Source organism: Bradyrhizobium betae (assembly GCF_008932115.1).
GTDB lineage: Bacteria > Pseudomonadota > Alphaproteobacteria > Rhizobiales > Xanthobacteraceae > Bradyrhizobium > Bradyrhizobium betae.
Window position 1 is genome coordinate 1130334 of the sequence record NZ_CP044543.1, and the last position, 21826, is coordinate 1152159.

A 21826-nucleotide genomic window follows, 5' to 3' on the forward strand; every position below is an offset into this window, starting at 1 on the left:
GCGGAAAGAAACCCCTCACCCGTCTTCGATGCTTCGCATCGAAGCCACCCTCTCCCACAAGGGGAGAGGGTAGGCGGCAGACTAATCCACCATCTCCGCAACCGCCTTGCCGCAAGCCGTCGTGTCGGCGTTACCGCCGAGGTCCTTCGTCCGGAGCGTGCGTTCGGCGAGCGTGCGCTCGATCGCGTCCACGATCGATTTGCCGGCGACCTTCTCGCCGAGATGCTCAAGCATCATCGCGCCCGACCAGATCGCACCGATCGGGTTGGCGATGCCCTGCCCCGCGATGTCGGGCGCCGAGCCGTGCACCGGCTCGAACACCGACGGGAAATCGCCTTCGGGGTTGATGTTGCCGGAGGGCGCGATACCGATGGTGCCGGTGCAGGCCGGGCCGAGATCGGAGAGGATATCGCCGAACAGGTTCGAGCCGACCACGACGTCGAACCAGTCCGGATGCAGCACGAAGTTCGCGGTCAAGATGTCGATGTGGTACTTGTCCCACTTCACGCCTGGATACTTCTTCGCCATCGCCTCCACGCGCTCGTCCCAATAGGGCATGGTGATGGAGATGCCGTTCGACTTGGTCGCCGACGTCAAATGCTTCTTCGGCCGCGACTGCGCGAGCTCGAAGGCGAACTTCAGGATGCGGTCGACACCCACGCGGGTCATCACGGTCTGCTGGGTGACGAACTCACGGTCGGTGTCGGGGAACATGCGGCCGCCGACGGACGAGTACTCGCCTTCGGTGTTCTCGCGCACCACCCAGAAGTCGATGTCACCGGGCTTGCGGCCCGCCAGCGGCGACGGCACGCCGGGCATCAGCCGCACCGGGCGCAAATTCACATACTGATCGAACTCGCGGCGGAATTTGATCAGCGAGCCCCACAGCGAGACATGGTCGGGAATTTTCGCCGGCCAGCCGACCGCGCCGAAATAGATCGCATCGTGCTTGCCGATCTTCTCCTTCCAGTCGTCCGGCATCATCTGGCCGTGCTTCTCGTAATAGTCCCAGGACGAGAAGTCGAAATGGTCGAAGTGCAGGGAGACCCCATGCTTCTTGGCCGCCGCCTCCAAAACGCGCAGGCCTTCCGGCATCACTTCCTTGCCGATGCCGTCGCCGGGAATGACTGCGATCCGGTATTGTTTCTTGCTCATCGAGAACGTCCCTGGTTGGTCGGCAGCAGCCGCCTTTTTGACCGCAATGCAATGGACCAAAGTCGCCGACGGTGCAACGCTGCACTGCAATGTTGACCGTGGCGCGGCCGAACGCCTACTGATTTCATCCTGTCCCCACCAAGCGAGTACCCCTCATGGATCTGCATCTGCGTGGCAAGCGCGTCCTGATCACGGGCGCGTCCAAGGGCATTGGCGCGGCCGCTGCTGAGGCGTTCGCCGAGGAAGGCGCTCATCTGCTGCTTGCCGCCCGCAGCGGCGACGCGCTCAAGGCGCTGGCCGACCGCCTGCGCTCGGCGCACCAGATCGACGCCGCGACGAGCGTCGTGGACTTGCGCAAGCCCGAGGACGTGGCGCGGCTCGCCAGGGAGGCCGCCGACATCGACGTGCTCGTCAACAACGCCGGCGACATCCCCGGCGGCTCCATCGACAAGATCGACGAGGAGGCCTGGCGGCACGCCTGGGAATTGAAAGTGTTCGGCTACATCAACCTCACGCGGCATATCTACGCGCAGATGAAGGCGAAGGGCGGCGGCGTGATCGTCAACGACATCGGCGCAGCCGGCGAGAAATTCGACGCCAACTACATCTGCGGCAGCGCCGGCAACGCCGCGCTGATGGCGTTCACCCGCGCCCTCGGCGGCAAGAGCCTGGCCGACAACATCCGCGTGGTCGGCATCAATCCCGGCCCTGTCGGCACCGACCGCCACGTTACCCTGCTCAAGACCCGGGCAAAAAATCAGTTCGGCGACGAGAGCCGTTACAAGGAATTCCAGAAGGGCCTGCCGCTCGGCCGGCCCGCGCATGCGCGCGAGATCGGCGACCTGATGGCGTTCCTCGCGTCGGATCGCGCCGGCTATACGTCCGGGGTCATCTATACGGTGGATGGCGGCATCAGCGCCGGCTGGGGTTAGGTTTCACCGTCATTGCGAGCGCAGCAAAACAATCCGGAAATGCCCCCCGGGGCGACAGATTGCTTCGCTGCGCTCGCAATGACGACACAATAAGCACAGGAGTAAGATAGTTGTCTCAAGACCTGATCCGCGAAACGGCCTGCACCGTCGTCGACAAGCTGCGCTCCGGCGACGTCTCGCCGCTCGAGCTCCTGGATGCGCTGGAGAAGCGCATCGGTGAGGTCGACGGCAAGGTCAACGCGCTGCCGACGCTGTGCTTCGATCGCGCGCGGGATAGCGCCAAGGCATTGATGCAGAAACCGGCCGGCGCACGCGGGCTGCTTGCAGGCCTGCCGCTGCCGATCAAGGACCTGACCGACGTTGCGGGCGTACTGACCACACAGGGCTCTCCGATCTTCAAGGACAGCATCGCTTCGAAGTCGGACATCGTGGTCGAGAACCTCGAGGCCAACGGCGCGATCGTCTACGCCAAATCCAACACGCCGGAATTCGGCGCCGGCGCCAACACCTTCAACGAGGTGTTCGGCGCGACACTCAATCCCTGGGATACGACGAAATCCGCGGCGGGCTCCTCCGGCGGCGCAGCGGTGGCGCTGGCCACCGGTATGGCCTGGCTCGCGCAGGGCTCCGACATGGGCGGCAGCCTGCGCAGCCCGGCGGCCTTCTGCGGCATCGCCGGCATGCGGCCGAGCATCGGCCGCGTCGCGCATACGCCCAAATCGGCCGTCGACCGCAATCTCGGCGTCCTCGGCCCGATGGCGCGCAACGTCGAGGATCTCGCGCTGCTGCTGGATGCCATGAGCGGCGACTACGCGGCCGATCCGCTGTCGCTGCCGGCGCCGGCGACCTCGTTCCTGTCGGCGGCGCGCTCGGGGAAGAGGCCGAAGCGCATCGCCTATTCGCCCGATCTCGGCATCACGCCTGTCGATCCCGAGGTCAAGGCGATCACGCGCAAGGCTGCCGAACGCTTCGCCGAGGCCGGCGCCATCGTCGAGGAGGCGCACCCGGACTGGCGCGAGGCGCATGAGTGCTTCCACGTACTGCGTGCCTTCGATTTCGCGATCACCAAGGCCAATCTGCTGCGGACAAAACGCGATCTGCTCAAGCCCGAGGTGATCTGGAACATCGAAGAAGGCCTCAAGCTCACCGTCGAGCAGCTCGCGCGCGCCGAAGCCCAGCGCGTCGATATGACCGCCCGCGCGGTCGAGTTCTTCAAGACCTACGATCTGCTGCTGGTGCCGACGACGATCGTGCCACCCTTCCCGATCGAGCACCGCTACGTCGCCGAATGCGCCGGCAAGCGGTTCGACAATTACGTCGAATGGCTCGGCATCGTCTACGCCATCACGCTGGCCTGCTGCCCGGCGCTGTCGCTGCCCTGCGGCTTCACGGCGTCGGGCCTGCCGGTCGGCATGCAGGTGGTCGGCGCGCCGCGCGCGGATGCACAGGTCATCGCCGGTGCGAAGGTGCTGGAGGATATTCTGGGCGTGCGCGGGACGACGCCGATCGATCCGCGGGTGAAGAAATAAAGAAAGCTGCTCGCCGTACGTGCGGTGCGCTCCCTCGCCCCGCTCTTGCGGGGAGAGGGTTGGGGTGAGGGGCCTGCTTCCGCAAATGCGGTGCGAGTGCGACTCGCGGAGACTCCCCCTCACCCGCCACGCTTCGCGTGTCGGCCTCTCCCCGCATGCGGGGAGAGGCGAAGAGCCTCACCTTCCGCCCGTCGCTTCCAGACTCCGGCTATAGCGCGACATCGCAAAGCAAAACACGAAATAGATCGCGGCGACGAAGATGTAGACCTCGACCGAGAATTGCTGCCAGCCGGGATCGATGATCGCGGTCTTGGCCGTCGTCAGCAGGTCGAAGATGCCGATGATCAGCACGAGGCTGGTGTCCTTGAAGAAGGCGATGAAGGTGTTGACCAGTGGCGGAATGACGTGGCGGATCGCCTGCGGCAGGACGATCAGCCGGTGCTTGCGCCAGTAAGACAGCCCCAGCGCGTCGGCGGCCTCATATTGCCCGCGCGGCACGGCCTGGAGCCCACCGCGGATGACTTCCGCCAGATAAGCCCCCGCGAACAAGATGATCGCGATCTGCGCACGCAGGAGCTTGTCGATGTTGAAGCCGTTGGGCATGAACAGCGGAAACATCACGCTCGCCATGAACAGCAGGCTCACCAGCGGCACGCCGCGGATCAACTCGACATAGAGCACGCTGAGCGAGCGGATTGCCGGCAATGTCGAGCGCCGGCCGAGCGCAACGAGGATGCCGAGCGGGAATCCGAACGCCAATCCGAACGTCGCCAGGATCAGCGTCACCGGCAATCCGCCCCAACGGTCCTGCGAGACGAAGCTCAGCCCGAACACGCCGCCCCACATCAACACGCTGATCAGTGCCAGCGCGCCGATCCAGAGATAGGCCAGCTCGCGCCGCCACAAGGCGCGTCGCGTTGAGACGTAGAACAGCGTGATGAAGACCAGCACCGACAGCGCCGGCCGCCATTGCTCGTCGAACGGATAGGTGCCGAACAGAATGAAGCGATATTTTTCGGGGATGATCGCCCAGCAGGCGCCGACGCCGCGGACGGCACGGCAGGCGCTGGAATCATTGGCCGGCGTCAGCCAGACCGCGTTGGCGATGCCCCACTGAACGAAACTGAAGATGCCTTTGCCAAGCACCGCCAGCAGCACCACCGAGAGGATGCCGTTCGGGATCGACGAGAACAGATTGGTGCGGAGCCAGCGCAGCACCGGATTGCCGATCTGGGGACGGCGGGCCGCGCGCGGTGCGTCCGGAATGTCGGCGATCGCGGTCATGATCAGCGCTCCACCAGCGCGATGCGCGAATTGTACCAGTTCATGAAGAAGCTGATCGAGAGACTGATGGTCAGGAACACCGCCATGATGAGCGCGATCGCCTCGATCGCCTGACCGGTCTGGTTCAGCGTGGTGTTGGCGATCGAGACCACGTCCTGGTAGCCGATCGCGACCGCGAGCGACGAGTTCTTGGTCAGGTTGAGATACTGGCTCGTCATCGGCGGCACGATGACGCGGAGCGCCTGCGGCAGGATGATCTGCCGCAGCATGAAGCTGCGGCGCAGGCCGAGCGCATTGGCCGCGTCCCATTGCCCGCGCGGCACCGACTGAATGCCGCTGCGCACGATCTCGGCGATGAACGCCGACGTATAGGTTACGAGCGCGATCACCAGCGCGAAATATTCCGGAGCGAGCGTCAGGCCGCCGACGAAATTGAAGCCGCGCAACGCAGGCCACTCGATCGTCCAGGACACGCCGAGCAGCACGGACACCAGTGCCGGCAGCGCGACGATCAAGCCAATGGCAAATGGCCAGGCCGGCCGTGGCTTGCCGTCGCGCATCTGCTGCGCGATCTGCCAGCGCCGGATGAGATAGAACACGGCAAGCCCGAGCACCGCCGTGCCCAGCACCCAAAGCTGCGGCGAGCCAACCGGAATCGCGGGCAGGATCAGGCCGCGATTTGACAGGAATACGCCCTCGAAAGGTCGCCACGCCGCACGCGCGGCCGGTAGCGCCTGCATCAGCACGTACCAGAACAGCAGCTGGAGCAGCAGCGGGATGTCGCGGAGCGTTTCGACATAGACCGCGGCAAGGCGCGACAACAGCCAATTGGCGGACAGGCGCGAAATGCCGACCAGCGTGCCGAGGACGGTTGCGAGCACGATGCCAATCACCGCGACGCGCAACGTATTGGCGACGCCGACGGCGAAAGCCCAGAGGTAGCTGTCCCTCGGATTGTAGGAGAGCAGGCTGTCGGCGATCGGCATGCCGGCTTCGCGGCCGAGAAAGGCAAACCCAGTCGTGATGCGGCGGGCCGAGAGGTTGGTGACGGTGTTGGACCAGAGGAAGGCGATGACCGCGACCGCGATCCCGACCACCAGCACCTGCCAGAACAGGCCCTTCAGCGCGTTCGGCCCGAGCGCGTCGGAGAGGCGACGGCGCGGCGGCGGCCTGGGATCATCCGATGTCACAGCACAAAAATCCTTCTCGACAACAGCGATTTCCGGCGGCGCACGTCAACTGTTGCACCAAATATTATTCCATGCAACAAATGTTTCATGGTCGAGCCCGCGAAATCCTCGCCGCTGAGCGAACTGCGCATTGCGCTGCCGTCGCTCCCCCTGCGCTTGCAGGAGGTCGGCCGTTTCGTCGCCGCCAATGATTACGACGCTACAACCCGTTCGATGCGCGATCTCGCCGCCGTCGCCGGCGCCGATCCCGCCGCCTTCACGCGACTGGCGAAGGCGATCGGCTATTCCGGCTGGGACGAATTGCGCGCCGCGCTGACCGAGGCACGACGGCCATCGCAAATCTCCCCCTTCTCCGGCCGCGCCAAGAACCGCCGCAACGGGCCACACGCCGATGTCGCGCTCGTCACCGACAAGCTCGCGGCCGAAGCCGCCGGACTTCCGCGCATCCCGGCCCAGCCGATCGCGGAAGCCGCACGCGCGCTGCACGACGCCAAACGGATCTGGATCACCGGCTATCGAAGCTGCCGCAGCGTCGCGGAACTGCTGAACTACGAACTGCGGCTGTTCCGCCCCGAACAGGTGCAGCTCGTCGGCGCGTCCGGTCCTGACGATCTCGACCTCGGTGCCTTCAGGCCCGGCGAAGCCGTCATCGTCATCGGCTTCCTGCCTTACACGCATGCGAGCGTCCGGGTCGCACAAGCCGCCTATCGCGCCGGCGCCACGCTGATCGCGATCGCCGACAGCCTCTCGGCGCCGATGGCCGAAGGTGCCGACCACGTGCTGCTGTTCGAAGCGGACTCCTCCCCCGGCTTCTTTCCAAGTCTCACCGGCGCCATTGCGATCGCGCAGTCGCTGGCCGCGGTGACGTTCTCGCTCGGCGGCATCGCCGCAAAGAAGCGCCTGGAGAATACCGAGGCGCGGCTCGCCGCAGCCTCCACCTATATCTCAGAGAAAGGTTGACCCCATGGCCGCTCGCACCAGCCGCGTGCTGCACCGCTCCTTGCGTGAGACGCCGCCCAAGGCGATCGGCGGCGAAGGAATCTATCTCCTCGCCGAGGACGGCCGGCGTGTGATCGACGCCTCCGGCGGCGCGGCGGTCTCCTGCCTCGGCCATCAGCATCCGCGCGTGATCGCGGCGATGGCGAAGCAGGCCTCGACACTGGCCTATGCGCACACCGCCTTCTTTTCGTCCGAGCCGGCCGAGGCGCTGGCCGAACGGCTCGTCGGGCACGAGCCCGGCGGTCTCGCTTATGCCTATTTCGTCAGCGGCGGATCGGAGGCGATCGAAGCCAGCATCAAGCTCGCGCGACAATATTTCATCGAGCGCGGCGAGCCGCAGCGGCAGCACTTCATCGCCCGGCGGCAGAGCTATCACGGCAACACGCTCGGCGCGCTCGCCGCCGGCGGCAATGCCTGGCGCCGCGCGCCCTATGCACCGCTGCTCTCGACCGCCTTCAGCCACGTGACGCCGGCCTTTGCCTACCATGAGAAGCACGAGGGCGAGTCGGACGCGCAGTTCGTGGCGCGGCTCGCGGCCGAGCTCGAAGCCGAGTTTCAGCGGCTTGGCCCTGATACCGTCGCGGCGTTCCTCGCCGAGCCTGTGGTCGGCGCCACCGCCGGCGCGGTGACGGCGCCAGAGGGCTATTTCAAGGCGGTGCGCGAGATCTGCGACCGGCACGGTGCACTGCTCATCCTCGACGAAGTCATGTGCGGCATGGGGCGTACCGGCACGACGCACGCCTGGGAACAGGAAGGCGTTGCCCCGGATATTCAGGCGATCGCAAAAGGGCTCGGCGGCGGCTACCAGCCGATCGGCGCGATGCTCGCGAGCGGCAAGATCATCGACACCATCCGCGCCGGCTCGGGCGCGTTCCAGCACGGCCACACTTATCTCGCACATCCCCTCGCCTGCGCGGCCGCACTCGCGGTGCAGGATGTGATCCGCGACGACGGCCTGCTCGATCGCGTCAAGGAGCGCGGCAAGCAGCTCGAACAACGACTGACCGAACGCTTCGGCAACCACCGCCACGTCGGCGACATCAGGGGCCGCGGGCTGTTCTGGGCGATCGAGCTCGTCGCCGATCGCGCCAGCCGCACCTCGTTCGATCCGGCGCTCAAGCTGAACCAGAAGATCAAGGCGGAAGCGTTCACGAGCGGGCTCGGTTGCTATCCCGGCGGCGGCACCGTCGACGGCGTGCGTGGCGACCACGTGCTGCTGGCGCCGCCTTATATCGTCTCCACTGAGGAGATCGACCTGATCGTCGACAAGCTCGGCACGGCGGTCGACAATGTGTTGCGTAGTGTCAATCACTGAGGGGAGTCCAGTATGATGAGGAAAGTGGTTATCGCGGCAGGCGTGTTCGCCGCATCGACGGTTGCAGCGTCGGCGGCGACGCTCGACACGGTCAAGAGCCGCGGCACGCTGGTGTGCGGCGTCAGCGCCGGCTTTGCCGGCTTCTCGGCGCCGGACTCGCAAGGCAACTACAAGGGACTCGACGTTGACTATTGCCGCGCACTCGCAGCCGGCGTGCTCGGCGATGCGACGAAAGTGAAGTACGTCTCGCTGACCGCGCAGAACCGCTTCACCGCGCTGCAGTCCGGCGAGATCGACGTGCTCTACCGCAACTCGACACAGACTTATCTGCGCGGTGTCACGCTGGGCCTGCGGCAGGGTCCGGTGAACTTCTACGACGGCCAGGGCTTTGTCGTGAAGAAGGACCTCGGCGTGAAGGAGATCAAGGATCTCAAGGGAGCCACCGTCTGCGTCGCGCAGGGCACCACGCATGAAGTCACCCTCGGCGACTACGGCCGCGCCAACGGTATCGACTGGAAGCCGCTGGTGTTCGACCGCATCGACACCATGTATCAGACCTTCTTCGGCGGCCGCTGTGACGCCATGACCCAGGACGCCTCCGCGCTCGCCGGTGCCGTGACGACGGCTGCGCCGAACGCGGCGGACTATGTCGTGCTGCCGCAGACCATCAGCAAGGAGCCGCTCGGTCCCTTCACCCGCAACGGTGACGAAGTCTGGAGCGATATCATCACCTGGCTGCATTACGGCTTGATCGAAGCCGAAGAGCTCGGCGTCACCCAGGCCAATGTCGACGAGATGGCAAAGTCGCAGACGCCGGCGATCCAGCGGCTGCTCGGGGCCTCCGGCGATCTCGGCTCGCGGCTGGGGCTCGACAACAAATGGCTGGTGACGGCGATCAAGGCGACCGGCAATTACGGCGAGATCTTCGAGCGCAATGTCGGCAAGGCGAGCCCGCTCAAGCTCGAGCGCGGCCTCAACGGCCTCTGGAGCAAGGGCGGCTTGATGTACGCGGTGCCGTTCAAGTAAGGAGTTCACCTCTCCCCGCCTGCGGGGAGAGGTAGGATTGCGCAGCAATCCGGGTGAGGGGAATTCTCCACGAGTCCAACTCTCACCGTCCTCGCGGAGACTCCCCCTCACCCCAACCCTCTCCCCGCAAGCGGGGCGAGGGAGAAGAAGCAGCTAACGAATGCGCATCGCCCTGATCCACGCTCTCAAGCACTCCATCGCCCCGATCGAGGCGGCGTTCGCGACCGCGTGGCCGGAGGCGCGGCTGATGAACCTGCTCGACGACAGCCTGTCGGCTGATCTGGCGCGTGACGGCGCGCTCAACGACGCCATGACCGAGCGCTTCCTCGCGCTCGGCGATTATGCGGCGGCGACCGGTGCGGATGGGATCCTGTTCACCTGCTCGGCCTTCGGCCCCTGCATCGAGGCCGTCGCGCGCAGACACACGCCGATGCCGGTGCTCAAGCCGAACGAGGCCATGATCGAGCGTGCCGTGACGATGGGCAAGAGAATCGGCCTGCTCTCGACGTTCCCGCCGACGCTGGCCTCGATGCCGCCGGAGTTTCCCGCCTCGGTCCAAATCGTGCCGAAACTTGCCGAGGGCGCCTTGGCCGCACTCGACCGCGGCGACCGCGCCACGCATGATCGGCTGATCGTGGACGCATCGAAGGACCTGCGCGATTGCGACGTCATTGCGCTCGCGCAGTTCAGCATTGCCGCGACCGCGCCGCTGGTCGCGGAGGCCACCGGCCGCCCCGTCGTCACGACGCCGGACAGCGCGGTCGAGAAACTGATGGTGCTGCTGAAGGCGAAAGCTTAGGCGCCGGGCTTTCCCGGGCGCCGCGCGCCCTTGATCGCCGCCGCGAGCACAGCCTTGGTTTCGCTGACGAAATCCTCGACCAGCTCTTCGCGCGTTGCGTGCGCCGCCTCACCGGTGAACAGGCCCTGCTCGGCCAGCATCACCACGCCGTGCAGCGCCGCCCAGATCTTGAGCGCTTGCCGCTCGCGCAGAAACCCCACCGCCGGCGCTTCCAGCGCCTCGATCACCAGCGCAAACGTCTCGCGCGTGGCCTCGTGCAGCTCGCTGCCCTTGGCGGCGCAGGACACCGTGCGCGAGGCGAACATCAAGCGGTAGATACCGTTGCGGCGCAGGCCGAAATCAAGCGTTGCCTGCGCGAGCCGCGACAGTTTCGACTGCTTCGACGGTTTGGCCATCGCCTCCCGTAGAATCGCACTGAGCTGCCGGAACGCCTCCGCCGTCACCGCTGCGAGCAGCGCCTCGCGATCGGCAAAGTGCCGGTAGGGTGCCGGCTGCGAGACGCCGAGCTGTTTGGCCAGCGCCTTGATGCTGATCGCTTCGGCCCCGCCCTGCTCCGCCTCGCGCAACGCCGCCTTGATCAAGGCGTCGCGGAGATCGCCGTGGTGGTAGGTGTTCTCCGGCTTGCGGGCAAGTTGTGAGCGCATGTTGCGCGCGAGCCTATAAGTTTGCGCTTGACAGGGGAAGCCCGTCGCGAATGTAATATACTATAACTTTAAACAAGCGGCACATGCCGCCGACAAAATCGATCAAGAGGAACGCGCCGCCCTTCGGGGCCCGCGCACACGACCGAGGAAAGCCGCCATGACTGAGCGACTGAGGGTTCACGTCGATCCCGACAAATGCCAGGGCCATGCCCGCTGCAAGGCGCTCGCGCCGGAGCTGTTCGAGCTCGACGAATATGGCAACGCCCACGAGGCCGGGGACGGCATCGTTCCTCCGGGGCTTGAAGACAAGGCCTGGCTTGCCAAATCGAACTGTCCGGAAATCGCAATCGAAGTGATCGAGGAATAGCGCGGCCTCTGCCGCTTGCGTGCCATTAGCGAACACGAGCCCCAAAAGAGATTCAAAGGGATTCTCCTGCGATGTCCGACGTCAGCCAGCCCGCCGCCCATCCTCCCGTGACCGACTGGGTCCATGATTTCGACCACACCGCTCCGCAGTGGACGGAAGATCCCTTCCCGATCTGGGATGAGCTGCGCGCCGCGAGCCCGGTCGTGCATACCGAGCGCTTCCTCGGCTGCTACATGCCGACAACCTACGAGGCGGTGCGCGAGATCGCCAACGACACCGAGCATTTCTCCTCGCGCAGGATCATCGTCCGCGACGTGCGGCCGGAGGTCACCAGGAACGCGGCGCCGCCCATCACCTCCGATCCGCCCGTGCACAAGCCGGCCAAGCAGCTGCTGCTGCCGCCGTTCACGCCGGATGCGATGAAGAAGCTTGAGCCGCGGATGCGCGCGATCTGCAACGAGCTGATCGACGGGTTCATCGCCGAAGGCAAGGTCGACGCCGCGGCGCGCTACGCCAAATACATCCCGGTCCGGGCCATCGCCCACATGCTCGGCATTCCCGAGTCCGACAGCGATCTCTTCATCAACTGGATCCACATGATCCTGGAGCTCGGCATCAAGGACGAGAGCAAGTTGCTCCAGGCCGTGCAGGAGATGAGCGCCTATTTCAGGGCGCATATCGAAGAACGGACATCGAAGCCGACTGGCGATCTCATCTCCTATCTGATGAATGCCAGGGACAAGGAGGGGCAGCCGCTGGAAGAGTCCCACGTGCTGGGCTCGCTGCGCCTGCTGCTGATCGCCGGCATCGACACCACCTGGAGCGCGATCGGCTCCTCGCTCTGGCATCTCGCCAGAACGCCCGCCGACCGCGAGCGCCTGATCGCCGAGCCCGGACTGATCCCGATCGCCGTGGAGGAGCTGCTGCGAGCCTATTCGCCGGTGACGATGGCCCGCGAGGTGGTCAAGGAGACCACGATCTCGGGATGCCCGGTCAAGGCGGGCAACATGGTGCTGCTGTCGTTCCCGGCGGCGAACCGCGACCCCAAGGTGTTCCCGGACGCTGACAAAGTCGTGATCGACCGCCGCGAGAATCGCCACGCCGCTTTCGGCCTTGGCATTCACCGATGCGTCGGTTCCAACCTGGCGCGCATGGAGATGCAGGTTGCGCTGGAGGAATGGCTGAAGCGGATTCCGGACTTCCGGCTCGATCCGGCAGGCCCCGTGACCTGGTCGCAGGGCACGGTGAGAGGGCCCCGCCAGTTGCCATTTCTGTTTGGAAAGGCGATGTAGGCTTTTCCAAACAGCGATGCGGAGAGGCCGGACGTGACTGAGCAAGCAACCAAACCGGCCTCCGACCACATCGACATTGCCGACGCCGAGCGCCGGATCAAGGCGATCCTCATCGGCTCGATCGGCAATCTCGTCGAATGGTACGATTTCTACGCCTATACGGCGTTCGCGCTCTACTTCGCCCCCGCCTTCTTCCCCGGCAACGACCCCGTCGTCCAGCAATTGAACGTCGCCGTGGTGTTCGCTGCGACCTTCCTGATGCGCCCGCTGGGCGGCTGGTTGTTCGGCTATATCGCCGATCATTATGGGCGGCGGATCTCGCTGACCCTGTCGGTCGTCTTCATGTGCTTCGGCTCGCTGATCATCGCGCTGACGCCGACCTATGCCACGATCGGCTTCGCCGCGCCGGTGATCCTGGCGCTCGCCCGCGTCATCGAGGGCTTGAGTCTCGGCGGCGAATATGGCGCCAGCGCCACCTACCTCAGCGAAGTCGCCGACCCCAGGCACCGCGGCTTCTATTCGAGCTTCCAGTACGTCACGCTGATCGGCGGCCAGCTCACCGCCATCGTCGTGCTGCTGCTCCTGCAAAAGGTGTTCTTGACGCCGGAGGAGCTGAAGGCCTGGGGCTGGCGCATCCCGTTCGCGATCGGTGCGGCGCTCGCGATCTTTGCCGCTGTGATGCGGCGCAATCTGCACGAGACCGAGGCTTTCGAGGAAGCCAAGAAGGTCGTGAAGCCGACCGGCTCGATCACCAATCTGCTGCGCTACCCGCGCGAGCTGTTGCTGGTGGTTGGCCTCACCGCCGGCGGCACCGCGGCGTTCTACACCTTCACCACCTACATGCAGACCTTCGTCAAGCTCTCGGTGGGCCTGACCGAGGACCAGACCACATTCGTGATCTTCGGCACGCTGATCTTCGCGACCATCCTCCAGCCGATCTACGGCGCCATCTCCGACAAGATCGGGCGCAAGCCGCTGCTGATCTTCTTCGGCGTCGCCGGCACGCTCGCGACAGTGCCGCTGCTGATGACGCTGAAGGAGACCAAGTCGCCGTTCATCGCGTTCATCCTGATCTGTTGCGCCTGGCTGTTCGTCGCCGGCTACACCTCGATCAATGCGGTGGTGAAGGCCGAACTGTTCCCGACCAATGTCCGCGCGCTCGGCGTCGGCCTGCCCTACGCGATCACGGTCTCGATCTTCGGCGGCACGGCACCGGCGATCGCGCTGTATTTCAAGAGCATCGGGCACGAGGAGTGGTTCTACTACTATCTCGCCAGCATCATCTTCCTGTCGCTGATCATCTATTCCACCATGCGCGACACCAAGCACGCCTCCGCGATGCATCGCCACGAGTAGCCATTCACGAGTAGCCCATGGCCGACGACGAGACGCCGCCCGACAGCAAGCTGACGCGCACCAAGCAGACCTGGGCGCGCGAGGGCCGCTTCCTCACGGGCAAGATCACGCGCCCGGAGGATCAACGCCTGCCGCCGGGCCAGCACCTCACCAAGGACTGGCCAGTGCTCGATCTCGGCGTCATGCCCCCGGTGTCGCGCGAACGCTGGCGGCTCGATGTCTACGGTGCGATCGAGAATCCCGTATTCTGGACCTTTGCCGAGTTCACCGCGCAGAAGCAGGAGCAGTTCATCTCCGACATCCACTGCGTGACGACGTGGTCACGCTACGACAATCTTTGGGAAGGCCTCGCCACGCGCGAACTGCTGGCGGCCTGTCAGCCGCGCGAAGATGCACGCTTCGTTGTGCTGCATTCTTCTGACGGCTACACCACCAACCTCGCGCTGGAAGACTTTGCCGCAGAGGACGCCCTGCTCGCCCATAGCTGGTCGGGCCAGCCGCTGACCGAGGAGCATGGCGGCCCGGTGCGGCTCGTCGTGCCGCATCTGTATTTCTGGAAGAGCGCGAAATGGCTCCAGGCCATCGAATTCGTGACCGAGGACGCGCCGGGCTTCTGGGAAGTCCGCGGCTATCATAACCGCGGCGACCCATGGGCCGAGCAGCGCTATTCGGGCGACTAGATCAGGCAAACACGAGGGGAACGCCCATGCCGACGGAACGGTTCCAATTCACCGGTGAAGGCGGCCACCAGCTTGCGGCCGCGCTGGAGCTGCCGGACGGTGAGCCCGCGGCCTACGCGCTGTTCGCGCACTGCTTCACCTGCGGCAAGGACACGCTGGCGGCCAAGCGCATCTCGGTCGCGCTCGCCGCCCGGGGCATCGCGGTGCTGCGCTTCGACTTCACCGGGCTCGGCTCCAGTGAAGGCGAGTTCGCCAATTCGACCTTCTCCTCCAATGTCGCCGATCTCGTGCGCGCCGCCGATCATCTGCGCAACACCCGCAAGGCGCCGTCGATCCTGATCGGCCACAGCCTCGGCGGCGCCGCGATCCTTGCGGCCGCCGGCAAGATTCCGGAAGCCAAGGCGGTCGCGACCATTGCGGCGCCGTCCGATCCGGCCCACGTCACCGGCCTGTTCAGGGAGCATCTCGACACCATCCGCGCGCAGGGCGAGGTCGAGGTCTCGCTCGCGGGGCGTCCATTCCAGATCAGGCGCGAGTTCCTCGACGACATCGCCGAGCACGCGTTGATGAAGGACGTCAGCGGCCTGCACAAGGCGCTGCTGGTGATGCAATCGCCTGTCGACGACACCGTCGGCATCGACAACGCGACGAGGATTTTCGTCGCGGCAAGACATCCCAAGAGCTTCGTCTCGCTCGACCACGCCGACCATCTCCTGAGCAAGCCGGCCGACGCGCTCTACGCCGCCGACGTGATCGCGGCCTGGGCGAGCCGCTACATCGACGCCGCAAAGCCAATCGATCTCGCCGAACCGCGCAAGGTCGTCGTGCAGGAGACCCGCAAGAGCAAGTTCAACCAGACCATCACCGTCGGTCCGCATCATCTGGTGGCTGACGAGCCGGTTGCGGCCGGCGGCGAGGATGCCGGCCCAGGCCCCTACGACTACCTGCTTGCAGGCTTGGGCGCCTGCACCTCCATGACCATGCGGCTCTATGCCGATCGCAAATCGCTCCCGCTCGAGCGCGTCACGGTCACGCTGAAACATTCCAAGATCTACGCCAGGGATTGCGAGGAGTGCGAGACGCGCGAGGGCATGCTTGACCAGATCGAGCGCGACATCGCGATGGACGGCGCGCTCGATGTCGAGCAGCGCAAGAAGCTGATGGAGATCGCCGACAAGTGCCCGGTGCACCGGACTTTGACCTCGGAGATCCGCATCGTGACCAGGGCCGTGGACTAGCGAGTTAGAAACAAGACGCCATCGTCTTCACCGCCGCGCTGATCTCGTTCTCGCGCCACGCCGCAAAGCCGAGCAGCAGGCCGTGATCGCGCGGACGGTCCAGTGCCAGGCTCGACAGGGCGCGCGTCACGACGCCCGCGGCGCCCAGCCGCTCGACCGCCGCCTGATCGGCGCGACCGCGCTTGAGGCGCGCGACGAGCTGGATGCCGCCCGAGGGGACCTCGACCGAAAGCACCTCGCCAAGTTGGCGCTCCAGTCCCGCGGCGAGGTGATCGCGGCGCGCATGATAGAGCCGGCGCACCCGGCGCAGATGCGCCAGGAAATGCCCGTCGGCAATGAACTCGGCCAGCGCCTCCTGGACGTGGCAGGCGGCGATCAGCCCGATATGCCGCTGCGCGATCTCGAACGTACTGACCAGTGCCGGCGGCACGACGAGATAGCCGAGCCGGATATCCGACGTCATCGCCTTCGAGAACGTGCCGACATAGAACACGCGGCCATGGGCGTCTAACCCCTGCAGCGCCGGCACCGGCCGGCTGTCATAGTGGAATTCGCCGTCATAGTCGTCCTCGACGATCCAGGTCTTGCCGGGCCTGCTCAGCCTGAGAAGCTCGGTGCGGCGGGCCAGCGACATCAGCCGCCCGGTCGGGTGCTGATGCGATGGCGTCATGAAGATCAGCGTTGGAGCCACCCGGCCCGGCATCCGTTGCATGCCCTGCTCGTCCAGCGCGATACCGGCGAGCCGCGCACCGGACGCGCGGAAAGCCGCCGCCGCGCCGGGATAGCCGGGGTCCTCGACCCAGACCTCGTCGCCGGGCGTGATGATTGCAGCCGCAATCAAGGTCAGCGCGGCCTGTGCACTCGGCAGGATCACGATCTGGTCCGCGGTAGCGCGGACGCCTCTGCTGGTCGCAAGATAATGCGCCAGCGCCTCGCGCAGGCTGGACCGGTTGACTGATCCAGGTTCGCGCCTCGCCGCCTGCATGGCGCTGCGACGCAGGCAACGCGCCCAGAGCTCGTTCGGAAACTCCCTGACATCGCCGTGCCCCGGACGCAACGGCTTGAGGGGAGCCTGATAGGACATCGGCCAATCGGTCTGCTTGAGCTTCGAAGCCCAGGGTGAGAGCCGCGGCTTGCCCGGACGCGCGCCCGACGCGACGGCGCCGGCCCCCTCGACACGCCCGCCGCCATCGACCGTGACCACGGGACGACGACCGTGCGACGCCTCGAGATATCCCTCGGCGGCGAGCTGCTCGAACGCATAGGTGACGGTGTTGCGCGAGACGCCGAGATCGCTCGCAAGCCGGCGGCTCGACGGCAGCGCCCGCCCCTTGCCGAGACGGCCGCTAGAGATCAGGCCCCGGAGCTGGCTCGTCAGTTGCGCCACCAGCGCCCCGTCGTCGGTCCGCTTCAGCTCGATCAGGGCGGAGATCACACCTTCGGAAACTGGCACCTTGTTCCTTTCTGATCTGGCACTTTTTCAGGTGCCAATCCGGATGCTATCCGCCTGAGAGAACTGCTTCAAGGATCTCAAGATGAACTCCCTGTCACCCCGCGCGGCCGTCGGCCTGTTTCTCATCGTCGTGCTGGCGTGGGGCGTGAACTGGTCGGTGACGAAACAGCTCGTCCAGTTCCTTCCGCCGCTGTGGACGTCGGCGATCCGGAGTTGGATCGCGCTGACCGGATTGTTCGTGATCCTCGGACTGAGCAACAATCTGGTGATCCCGAAGCGGCGCGACATTCCCGTGGTCCTCAGCGTCGCGCTGCTGCACATGACGATATTCTCGGTGCTGGTCGCGGCCGGCGTGCGCTTCCTGCCCGCCAGCAAGGCCATCGTGCTCGGCTATACGACGCCGCTCTGGGTCGCGATCGCCGCGCCCCTGCTGGGGAAGGATACGCTGACCGCGCCGAAACTCGCTGGCGCATTGCTCGGGCTGATCGGCCTTGCCGTGATCCTCAACCCGGCCTCGATCGACTGGACCAATACCAACGTCGTGGTCGGTGCCGGCATGGTGATCCTGGCCGCGATCTCCTGGGCTGCGAACATCATCTATATCCGCGCGCATCGCTGGATCGCCTCGCCGCTCCAGCTCTTGATCTGGCAGGTGCTCGTGGCAACGGTCGTACTGACAGTGTCTGCACTCATCACGGAAGGCCTGCCTCACGCGGAATTGTCACGGAAGCTCATCCTGCTGTTCCTGTACTCCGGCCTGATCGGAACGGCACTGGCCTATTGGGCGATGTCGATGGTCAACAAGAGCATCTCGGCGCTGACGACGGCACTCGGCACCACCGGGACGCCGCTCGTCGGTATCGCCAGCGCTGCGATCCTGCTGGGTGAACCGATCGACATGAGCCTTGTCATTGCGGCCGCGCTGATCGTCAGCGGCATTGGCCTTGCGTCGCTGGGCGACCGGCTGCTGCGCCGTCAGGCCACCGCGAGCGGCTGAACGCGCAAGCTACCGCGAAGACCGGCCGCCCCGCCGAGCAGGATGCCGGCGAGCGCGACGAACGAGGCCAGCGCCAGCGTCGATACGCCGGTGAGCCCCTGCCCGATCGAGCAGCCGAACGCCATCACGCCGCCGATCCCCATCAGTGCGGCGCCGCCGGCCGAGCGCAGCATGTGGCGCGGGGAGGAATAGCCTTCGAGATGGAAGCGACCCGTGGCGAGCGCGGTGACGAGACTGCCGGCGAAGACGCCGGCGACCGTCGCGATGCCGAAGTTCAGCGTCAGGCCGGTCGAGAGCATGGCGTATTGCAAGGCATCCGCAATCGGCGCGATGAAGGTCAGCGAGGTTACCGGCACCGGGTTGAAATCATCGGCGCCGAGATAGCCTGTGACCAGCCATCCGCTCGCCACCAGCAAACCAACGATGATCCCTGCCGCGATCTGGCCCGGCGAGCGACGGAACGCCGGATGCTTGAATGCGAACAGGATCAGCGCAACGACGATCAGGGCAGCGGCCAGCGCGCGCGAGACCGCATCGCCGAGACCTGGCGTCGCCAGCAAGGACGGTAGCGAGTTGGCGCTCATCGTGGCCTGCGAAGCCTGAACCAGCGCGATGCGCGCCGGCGCGATCAGGCCCTTGAGCGTCATCTGCGCGGCGATGCCGAGCACGATCACGACGACGAAGGAGCGGAGATTGCCGCGGCCGAGCAGCACCAGTGCGCGCGAGCCGCAGCCGTTCGACAGCACCATGCCATAGCCGAACAGCAGGCCGCCGAGGAACAGCACGGGCGCCGAAAAAGTTGGTTGCAGATAGATCGACTTGCCGAGATCGACCATGCCGCTGCCGGCGAGAAATTGACTGGCTGCGATCGCAACGGCGATCGCCAGCGCATAGGTCCGCACCAGGCGTCCGTCTCCCTCTGCGAGCCAGCCTCGCATGCTGCTCATCAGGCAGAAGCCGCTGAGCAGGCCGACGGCGCCGTAGATCAGACCGATGACGAGGCCGGCAAGAATGACGAGTTGGGTGGATTCCATCGGTTATTCTCAGGCCTCTCGCCATTATCCGCCATTGCGAGCGCAGCGATGCAATCCAGACTGTCTCCGCAGGTACATTTCTGGATTGCTTCGCTGCGCTCGCAATGACGGTGTGTTACGGCTTCAGGATCACGCGATCGCGGGACGAACCTGCAACGGCAGCATAGGCCTCCTTCGCGCGTTCGAGCGGATAGACAGCATTTGCCTTGATCGGAAACGGCTTCAGGTGTCCGCTCGCAAAGCCGGGGCCGAGATCGCGCAGCACCGCGCCCGTTGCCGCCGACGACAGCCCCAGCGTGTCGATGCCGACATAGGTGTGCTGCCCGCGGTAGAATTCGAGAATGTTGAACTGCACGATGCGATCGATCGCGGCGATCAGGATCTGGCGGCCACGAAGTGCGAGCGACTTGTGCGCGGCCTGGAAATAGGGATCGCCGACCGTGTTGAAGACGATGTCGGCTCCCTTGCCGCCGGTCAACTCGCGCACGCGCAACGCAACATCGGTCGCGGAGGCGTCGATCACCTCGACCGGCGCGTTGGCATGGCCCTCATAGGCTTCCGCCTTGCGCACCACGCCGATGACGCGCGCGCCCTGCCACGTCGCGATCTGCACCGCGGCCTGGCCGACCTTGCCGTTGACGCCGAACACCAGAACAGTCTCGCCGCTCTTCGGCACACCGGCGCGGCGAAAGCCTTCCATCGCTGTGACGAAGGGCACGCCGATGCCGGCGGCCTCCTCCCAGGACACGGTCTTCGGCTTCTCGACGACAGCATCGGCCTCGACGACGAGATGGGTGGCATGGGTGCCGTCACGGCGGATACCGAGATCACCGGAGGAGCCGAACACTTCGTTTCCGACCGTGCCGGCCGGACCGCCGATCACCACGCCGGCATAGTCGCGGCCAGGCGTGCGCGGGAACACGGCGTAAGGCATAAGCCCGGTCGCGGCCTTGACGTCGGATGGATTGACCGCGGCGGCCTTGACTTCGATCAGGAGATCATTCGGACCGCGCGCCAGCGCATGACGCTCGACATCAGGCGCAATCGCCGCCGCGTTCTCGGCCTTGGCATTGAGACGCACACAGCGCGCCTCGACGGTTTTAATATCGGTGGCAGACATGAAATGACCCACGATTGATCGCGGGCCTTGTCGCCCTTGGAGAGACCCAAGTCAATCCGTCAAGTCAGTCCTTGGGCCGCTTGTCGTAGAGCCGCCTGGCCTTGCCGAGCGAGCGCTCCAGCGTATCGGGGGGCACCACCTGAACCTTCGAGCTGATCCCGATGGTGTTCTTGATGTGGGTCGCAACCCGGTCGGCATGGTCGACGAGCCCCCGGCCGTCCCAGCTCTCCGACCGCGCCTCGGCGATGATGGTCAGCTCGTCCATGCGACCCTCGCGGGTCAGCTCCAGGATAAAATGCCCGCCGCACCAGTCGGTCGCGAGCAGCACTTCCTCGATCTGGGTCGGGAACAGATTGACGCCGCGCAGGATGATCATATCGTCGGAGCGGCCCGTCACCTTCTCCATCCGCCGCATGCCCGGCCGCGCCGTGCCCGGCAGCAGCCGCGTCAGGTCGCGGGTGCGATAGCGGATCACCGGAAAGGCTTCCTTGGTGAGCGAGGTGAACACCAACTCACCCTTTTCGCCATCCGGCAGCACTGCGCCGGTCTCGGGATCGATCACTTCGGGATAGAAATGGTCTTCCCAGATATGCAGGCCGTCCTTGGTCTCGATGCATTCCTGCGCAACGCCGGGGCCGATCACCTCCGACAGACCGTAGATGTCGGTCGCGTCCATATCGAAGGCGTCCTCGATCTCGCCGCGCATCGCATTGGTCCATGGCTCGGCGCCGAAGATGCCGACCTTGAGCGAGCACTGGCGCGGATCGAGCTTCTGGCGCTTGAACTCGTCGAGGATCGCCAGCATGTAGCTCGGCGTCACCGTGATGATATCAGGCCGGAAGTCGTTGATGAGTTGCACCTGCCGCTCGGTCATGCCGCCCGAGATCGGCACCACCGTGCAGCCGAGTTTCTCGGCGCCATAGTGTACGCCGAGCCCGCCGGTGAAGAGACCATAGCCATAGGCATTGTGGATGATCATGCCGGTGCGGCCGCCGGCGGCGCGGATCGAGCGCGCCATGACGTCCGACCATGTGTCGATGTCGGCTTGCGTGTATCCGACCACGATCGGCTTGCCCGTCGTGCCGGAGGAGGCATGCACGCGCACCAGCTTTTCGCGCGGCACGGCGAACATGTTGAAGGGATAGTTGTCGCGCAGGTCGGTCTTCACCGTGAACGGGAATCTGGCGAGATCGGACAGCTCGCGAAAGTCGGACGGATGCACGCCGGCCTTGTCGAAGGCTTTGCGATAATGCGCGACATTGTCGTAGGCGTGCTTCAGCGACCAGGCCAGCCGCTGCGTCTGCAGCGCCATGATCTCGTCGCGAGAGGCGCGCTCATGCACGTCCATCTCGGCACGATAGGCGTCGCCACCTTGCTTGGGCCTCGTCAGAGCCATCCTCGTTTCCCCACACCATT

Annotated in this window: 20 protein-coding genes; 12 read left to right on the forward strand and 8 right to left on the reverse strand. The window is 65.5% G+C overall.

Features of this window, described 5'->3' with window-relative positions; genetic code table 11:
- Positions 1-81 precede the first annotated feature (81 nt).
- Complete coding sequence (locus F8237_RS05510; protein ID WP_151642774.1) at positions 82-1155, reverse strand: tartrate dehydrogenase; 1074 nt, start codon at positions 1153-1155, stop codon at positions 82-84.
- A 155-nt stretch (positions 1156-1310) separates the two neighbouring features.
- On the opposite strand from F8237_RS05510, the gene F8237_RS05515 reads away from it, so the two are divergent.
- Positions 1311-2087: an SDR family oxidoreductase gene (locus F8237_RS05515; protein ID WP_151642775.1), complete on the forward strand. Its 777-nt coding sequence runs from the start codon at positions 1311-1313 to the stop codon at positions 2085-2087.
- Positions 2088-2197: 110 nt separating this feature from the next.
- Positions 2198-3616 carry an amidase gene (locus F8237_RS05520; RefSeq protein WP_151642776.1) on the forward strand — a complete coding sequence of 473 codons (1419 nt, stop codon included), beginning with the start codon at positions 2198-2200 and terminating at the stop codon, positions 3614-3616.
- A 177-nt stretch (positions 3617-3793) separates the two neighbouring features.
- On the opposite strand, the gene F8237_RS05525 is transcribed toward F8237_RS05520, so the two are convergent.
- Entirely contained in the window at positions 3794-4900 is a 1107-nt protein-coding gene (locus F8237_RS05525) for an amino acid ABC transporter permease (RefSeq protein ID WP_151642777.1), read from the reverse strand.
- Between the two features lie 2 nt (positions 4901-4902).
- The gene (locus F8237_RS05530; protein WP_151642778.1) at positions 4903-6090 is read right to left on the reverse strand and encodes an amino acid ABC transporter permease; all 1188 of its coding nucleotides are present in this window, start codon (positions 6088-6090) and stop codon (positions 4903-4905) included.
- Positions 6091-6177: 87 nt separating this feature from the next.
- Between F8237_RS05530 and F8237_RS05535 the strand changes: the two genes are divergently transcribed.
- From F8237_RS05535 to F8237_RS05550, 4 genes are all read left to right on the forward strand, one after another.
- The gene (locus F8237_RS05535; protein WP_151642779.1) at positions 6178-7050 is read left to right on the forward strand and encodes a MurR/RpiR family transcriptional regulator; all 873 of its coding nucleotides are present in this window, start codon (positions 6178-6180) and stop codon (positions 7048-7050) included.
- 4 nt (positions 7051-7054) lie between these two features.
- Positions 7055-8404, forward strand: coding sequence for an aspartate aminotransferase family protein (locus F8237_RS05540; protein WP_151642780.1), 1350 nt, complete (start codon positions 7055-7057; stop codon positions 8402-8404).
- Positions 8405-8416: 12 nt separating this feature from the next.
- A complete protein-coding gene (locus F8237_RS05545; RefSeq protein WP_151642781.1) occupies positions 8417-9430 on the forward strand; it encodes an amino acid ABC transporter substrate-binding protein in 1014 nt (337 codons plus the stop codon).
- Between the two features lie 160 nt (positions 9431-9590).
- Positions 9591-10229 carry an aspartate/glutamate racemase family protein gene (locus tag F8237_RS05550; RefSeq protein WP_151642782.1) on the forward strand — a complete coding sequence of 213 codons (639 nt, stop codon included), beginning with the start codon at positions 9591-9593 and terminating at the stop codon, positions 10227-10229.
- Here F8237_RS05550 and F8237_RS05555 read toward each other — a convergent pair.
- The gene (locus tag F8237_RS05555) at positions 10226-10873 is read right to left on the reverse strand and encodes a TetR/AcrR family transcriptional regulator (protein ID WP_151642783.1); all 648 of its coding nucleotides are present in this window, start codon (positions 10871-10873) and stop codon (positions 10226-10228) included. The genes F8237_RS05550 and F8237_RS05555 overlap by 4 nt on opposite strands.
- 157 nt (positions 10874-11030) lie before the next feature.
- Here F8237_RS05555 and F8237_RS05560 point away from each other — a divergent pair, with 157 nt between their 5' ends.
- From F8237_RS05560 to F8237_RS05580, 5 genes are all read left to right on the forward strand, one after another.
- Positions 11031-11240, forward strand: coding sequence for a ferredoxin (locus tag F8237_RS05560; RefSeq protein ID WP_151642784.1), 210 nt, complete (start codon positions 11031-11033; stop codon positions 11238-11240).
- A gap of 71 nt (positions 11241-11311) precedes the next feature.
- Positions 11312-12532, forward strand: a complete 1221-nt coding sequence (locus tag F8237_RS05565) for a cytochrome P450 (protein ID WP_151642785.1) — start codon at positions 11312-11314, stop codon at positions 12530-12532.
- A gap of 33 nt (positions 12533-12565) precedes the next feature.
- On the forward strand, positions 12566-13888 hold the full coding sequence (locus tag F8237_RS05570; protein WP_151642786.1) for an MFS transporter: 1323 nt from the start codon (positions 12566-12568) through the stop codon (positions 13886-13888).
- A gap of 17 nt (positions 13889-13905) precedes the next feature.
- Positions 13906-14568 (forward strand): sulfite oxidase-like oxidoreductase, encoded by a 663-nt coding sequence (locus F8237_RS05575; RefSeq protein ID WP_151642787.1) that lies wholly within the window; start codon positions 13906-13908, stop codon positions 14566-14568.
- Between the two features lie 26 nt (positions 14569-14594).
- Entirely contained in the window at positions 14595-15806 is a 1212-nt protein-coding gene (locus F8237_RS05580; RefSeq protein ID WP_151642788.1) for a bifunctional alpha/beta hydrolase/OsmC family protein, read from the forward strand.
- A gap of 4 nt (positions 15807-15810) precedes the next feature.
- Here F8237_RS05580 and pdxR read toward each other — a convergent pair whose 3' ends face one another.
- Entirely contained in the window at positions 15811-17259 is a 1449-nt protein-coding gene (pdxR, locus tag F8237_RS05585) for a MocR-like pyridoxine biosynthesis transcription factor PdxR (protein WP_151642789.1), read from the reverse strand.
- An 82-nt stretch (positions 17260-17341) separates the two neighbouring features.
- Here pdxR and F8237_RS05590 point away from each other — a divergent pair, with 82 nt between their 5' ends.
- A complete protein-coding gene (locus tag F8237_RS05590; protein WP_151642790.1) occupies positions 17342-18256 on the forward strand; it encodes a DMT family transporter in 915 nt (304 codons plus the stop codon).
- Here the strand turns inward: F8237_RS05590 and F8237_RS05595 are convergent.
- From F8237_RS05595 to paaK, 3 genes are all read right to left on the reverse strand, one after another.
- Complete coding sequence (locus tag F8237_RS05595) at positions 18235-19290, reverse strand: YeeE/YedE family protein (RefSeq protein ID WP_151642791.1); 1056 nt, start codon at positions 19288-19290, stop codon at positions 18235-18237. The genes F8237_RS05590 and F8237_RS05595 overlap by 22 nt on opposite strands.
- Positions 19291-19405: 115 nt before the next feature.
- Entirely contained in the window at positions 19406-20410 is a 1005-nt protein-coding gene (locus tag F8237_RS05600) for a quinone oxidoreductase family protein (protein ID WP_151642792.1), read from the reverse strand.
- Positions 20411-20474: 64 nt separating this feature from the next.
- Entirely contained in the window at positions 20475-21806 is a 1332-nt protein-coding gene (gene paaK, locus F8237_RS05605; protein ID WP_151642793.1) for a phenylacetate--CoA ligase PaaK, read from the reverse strand.
- Positions 21807-21826 lie beyond the last annotated feature (20 nt).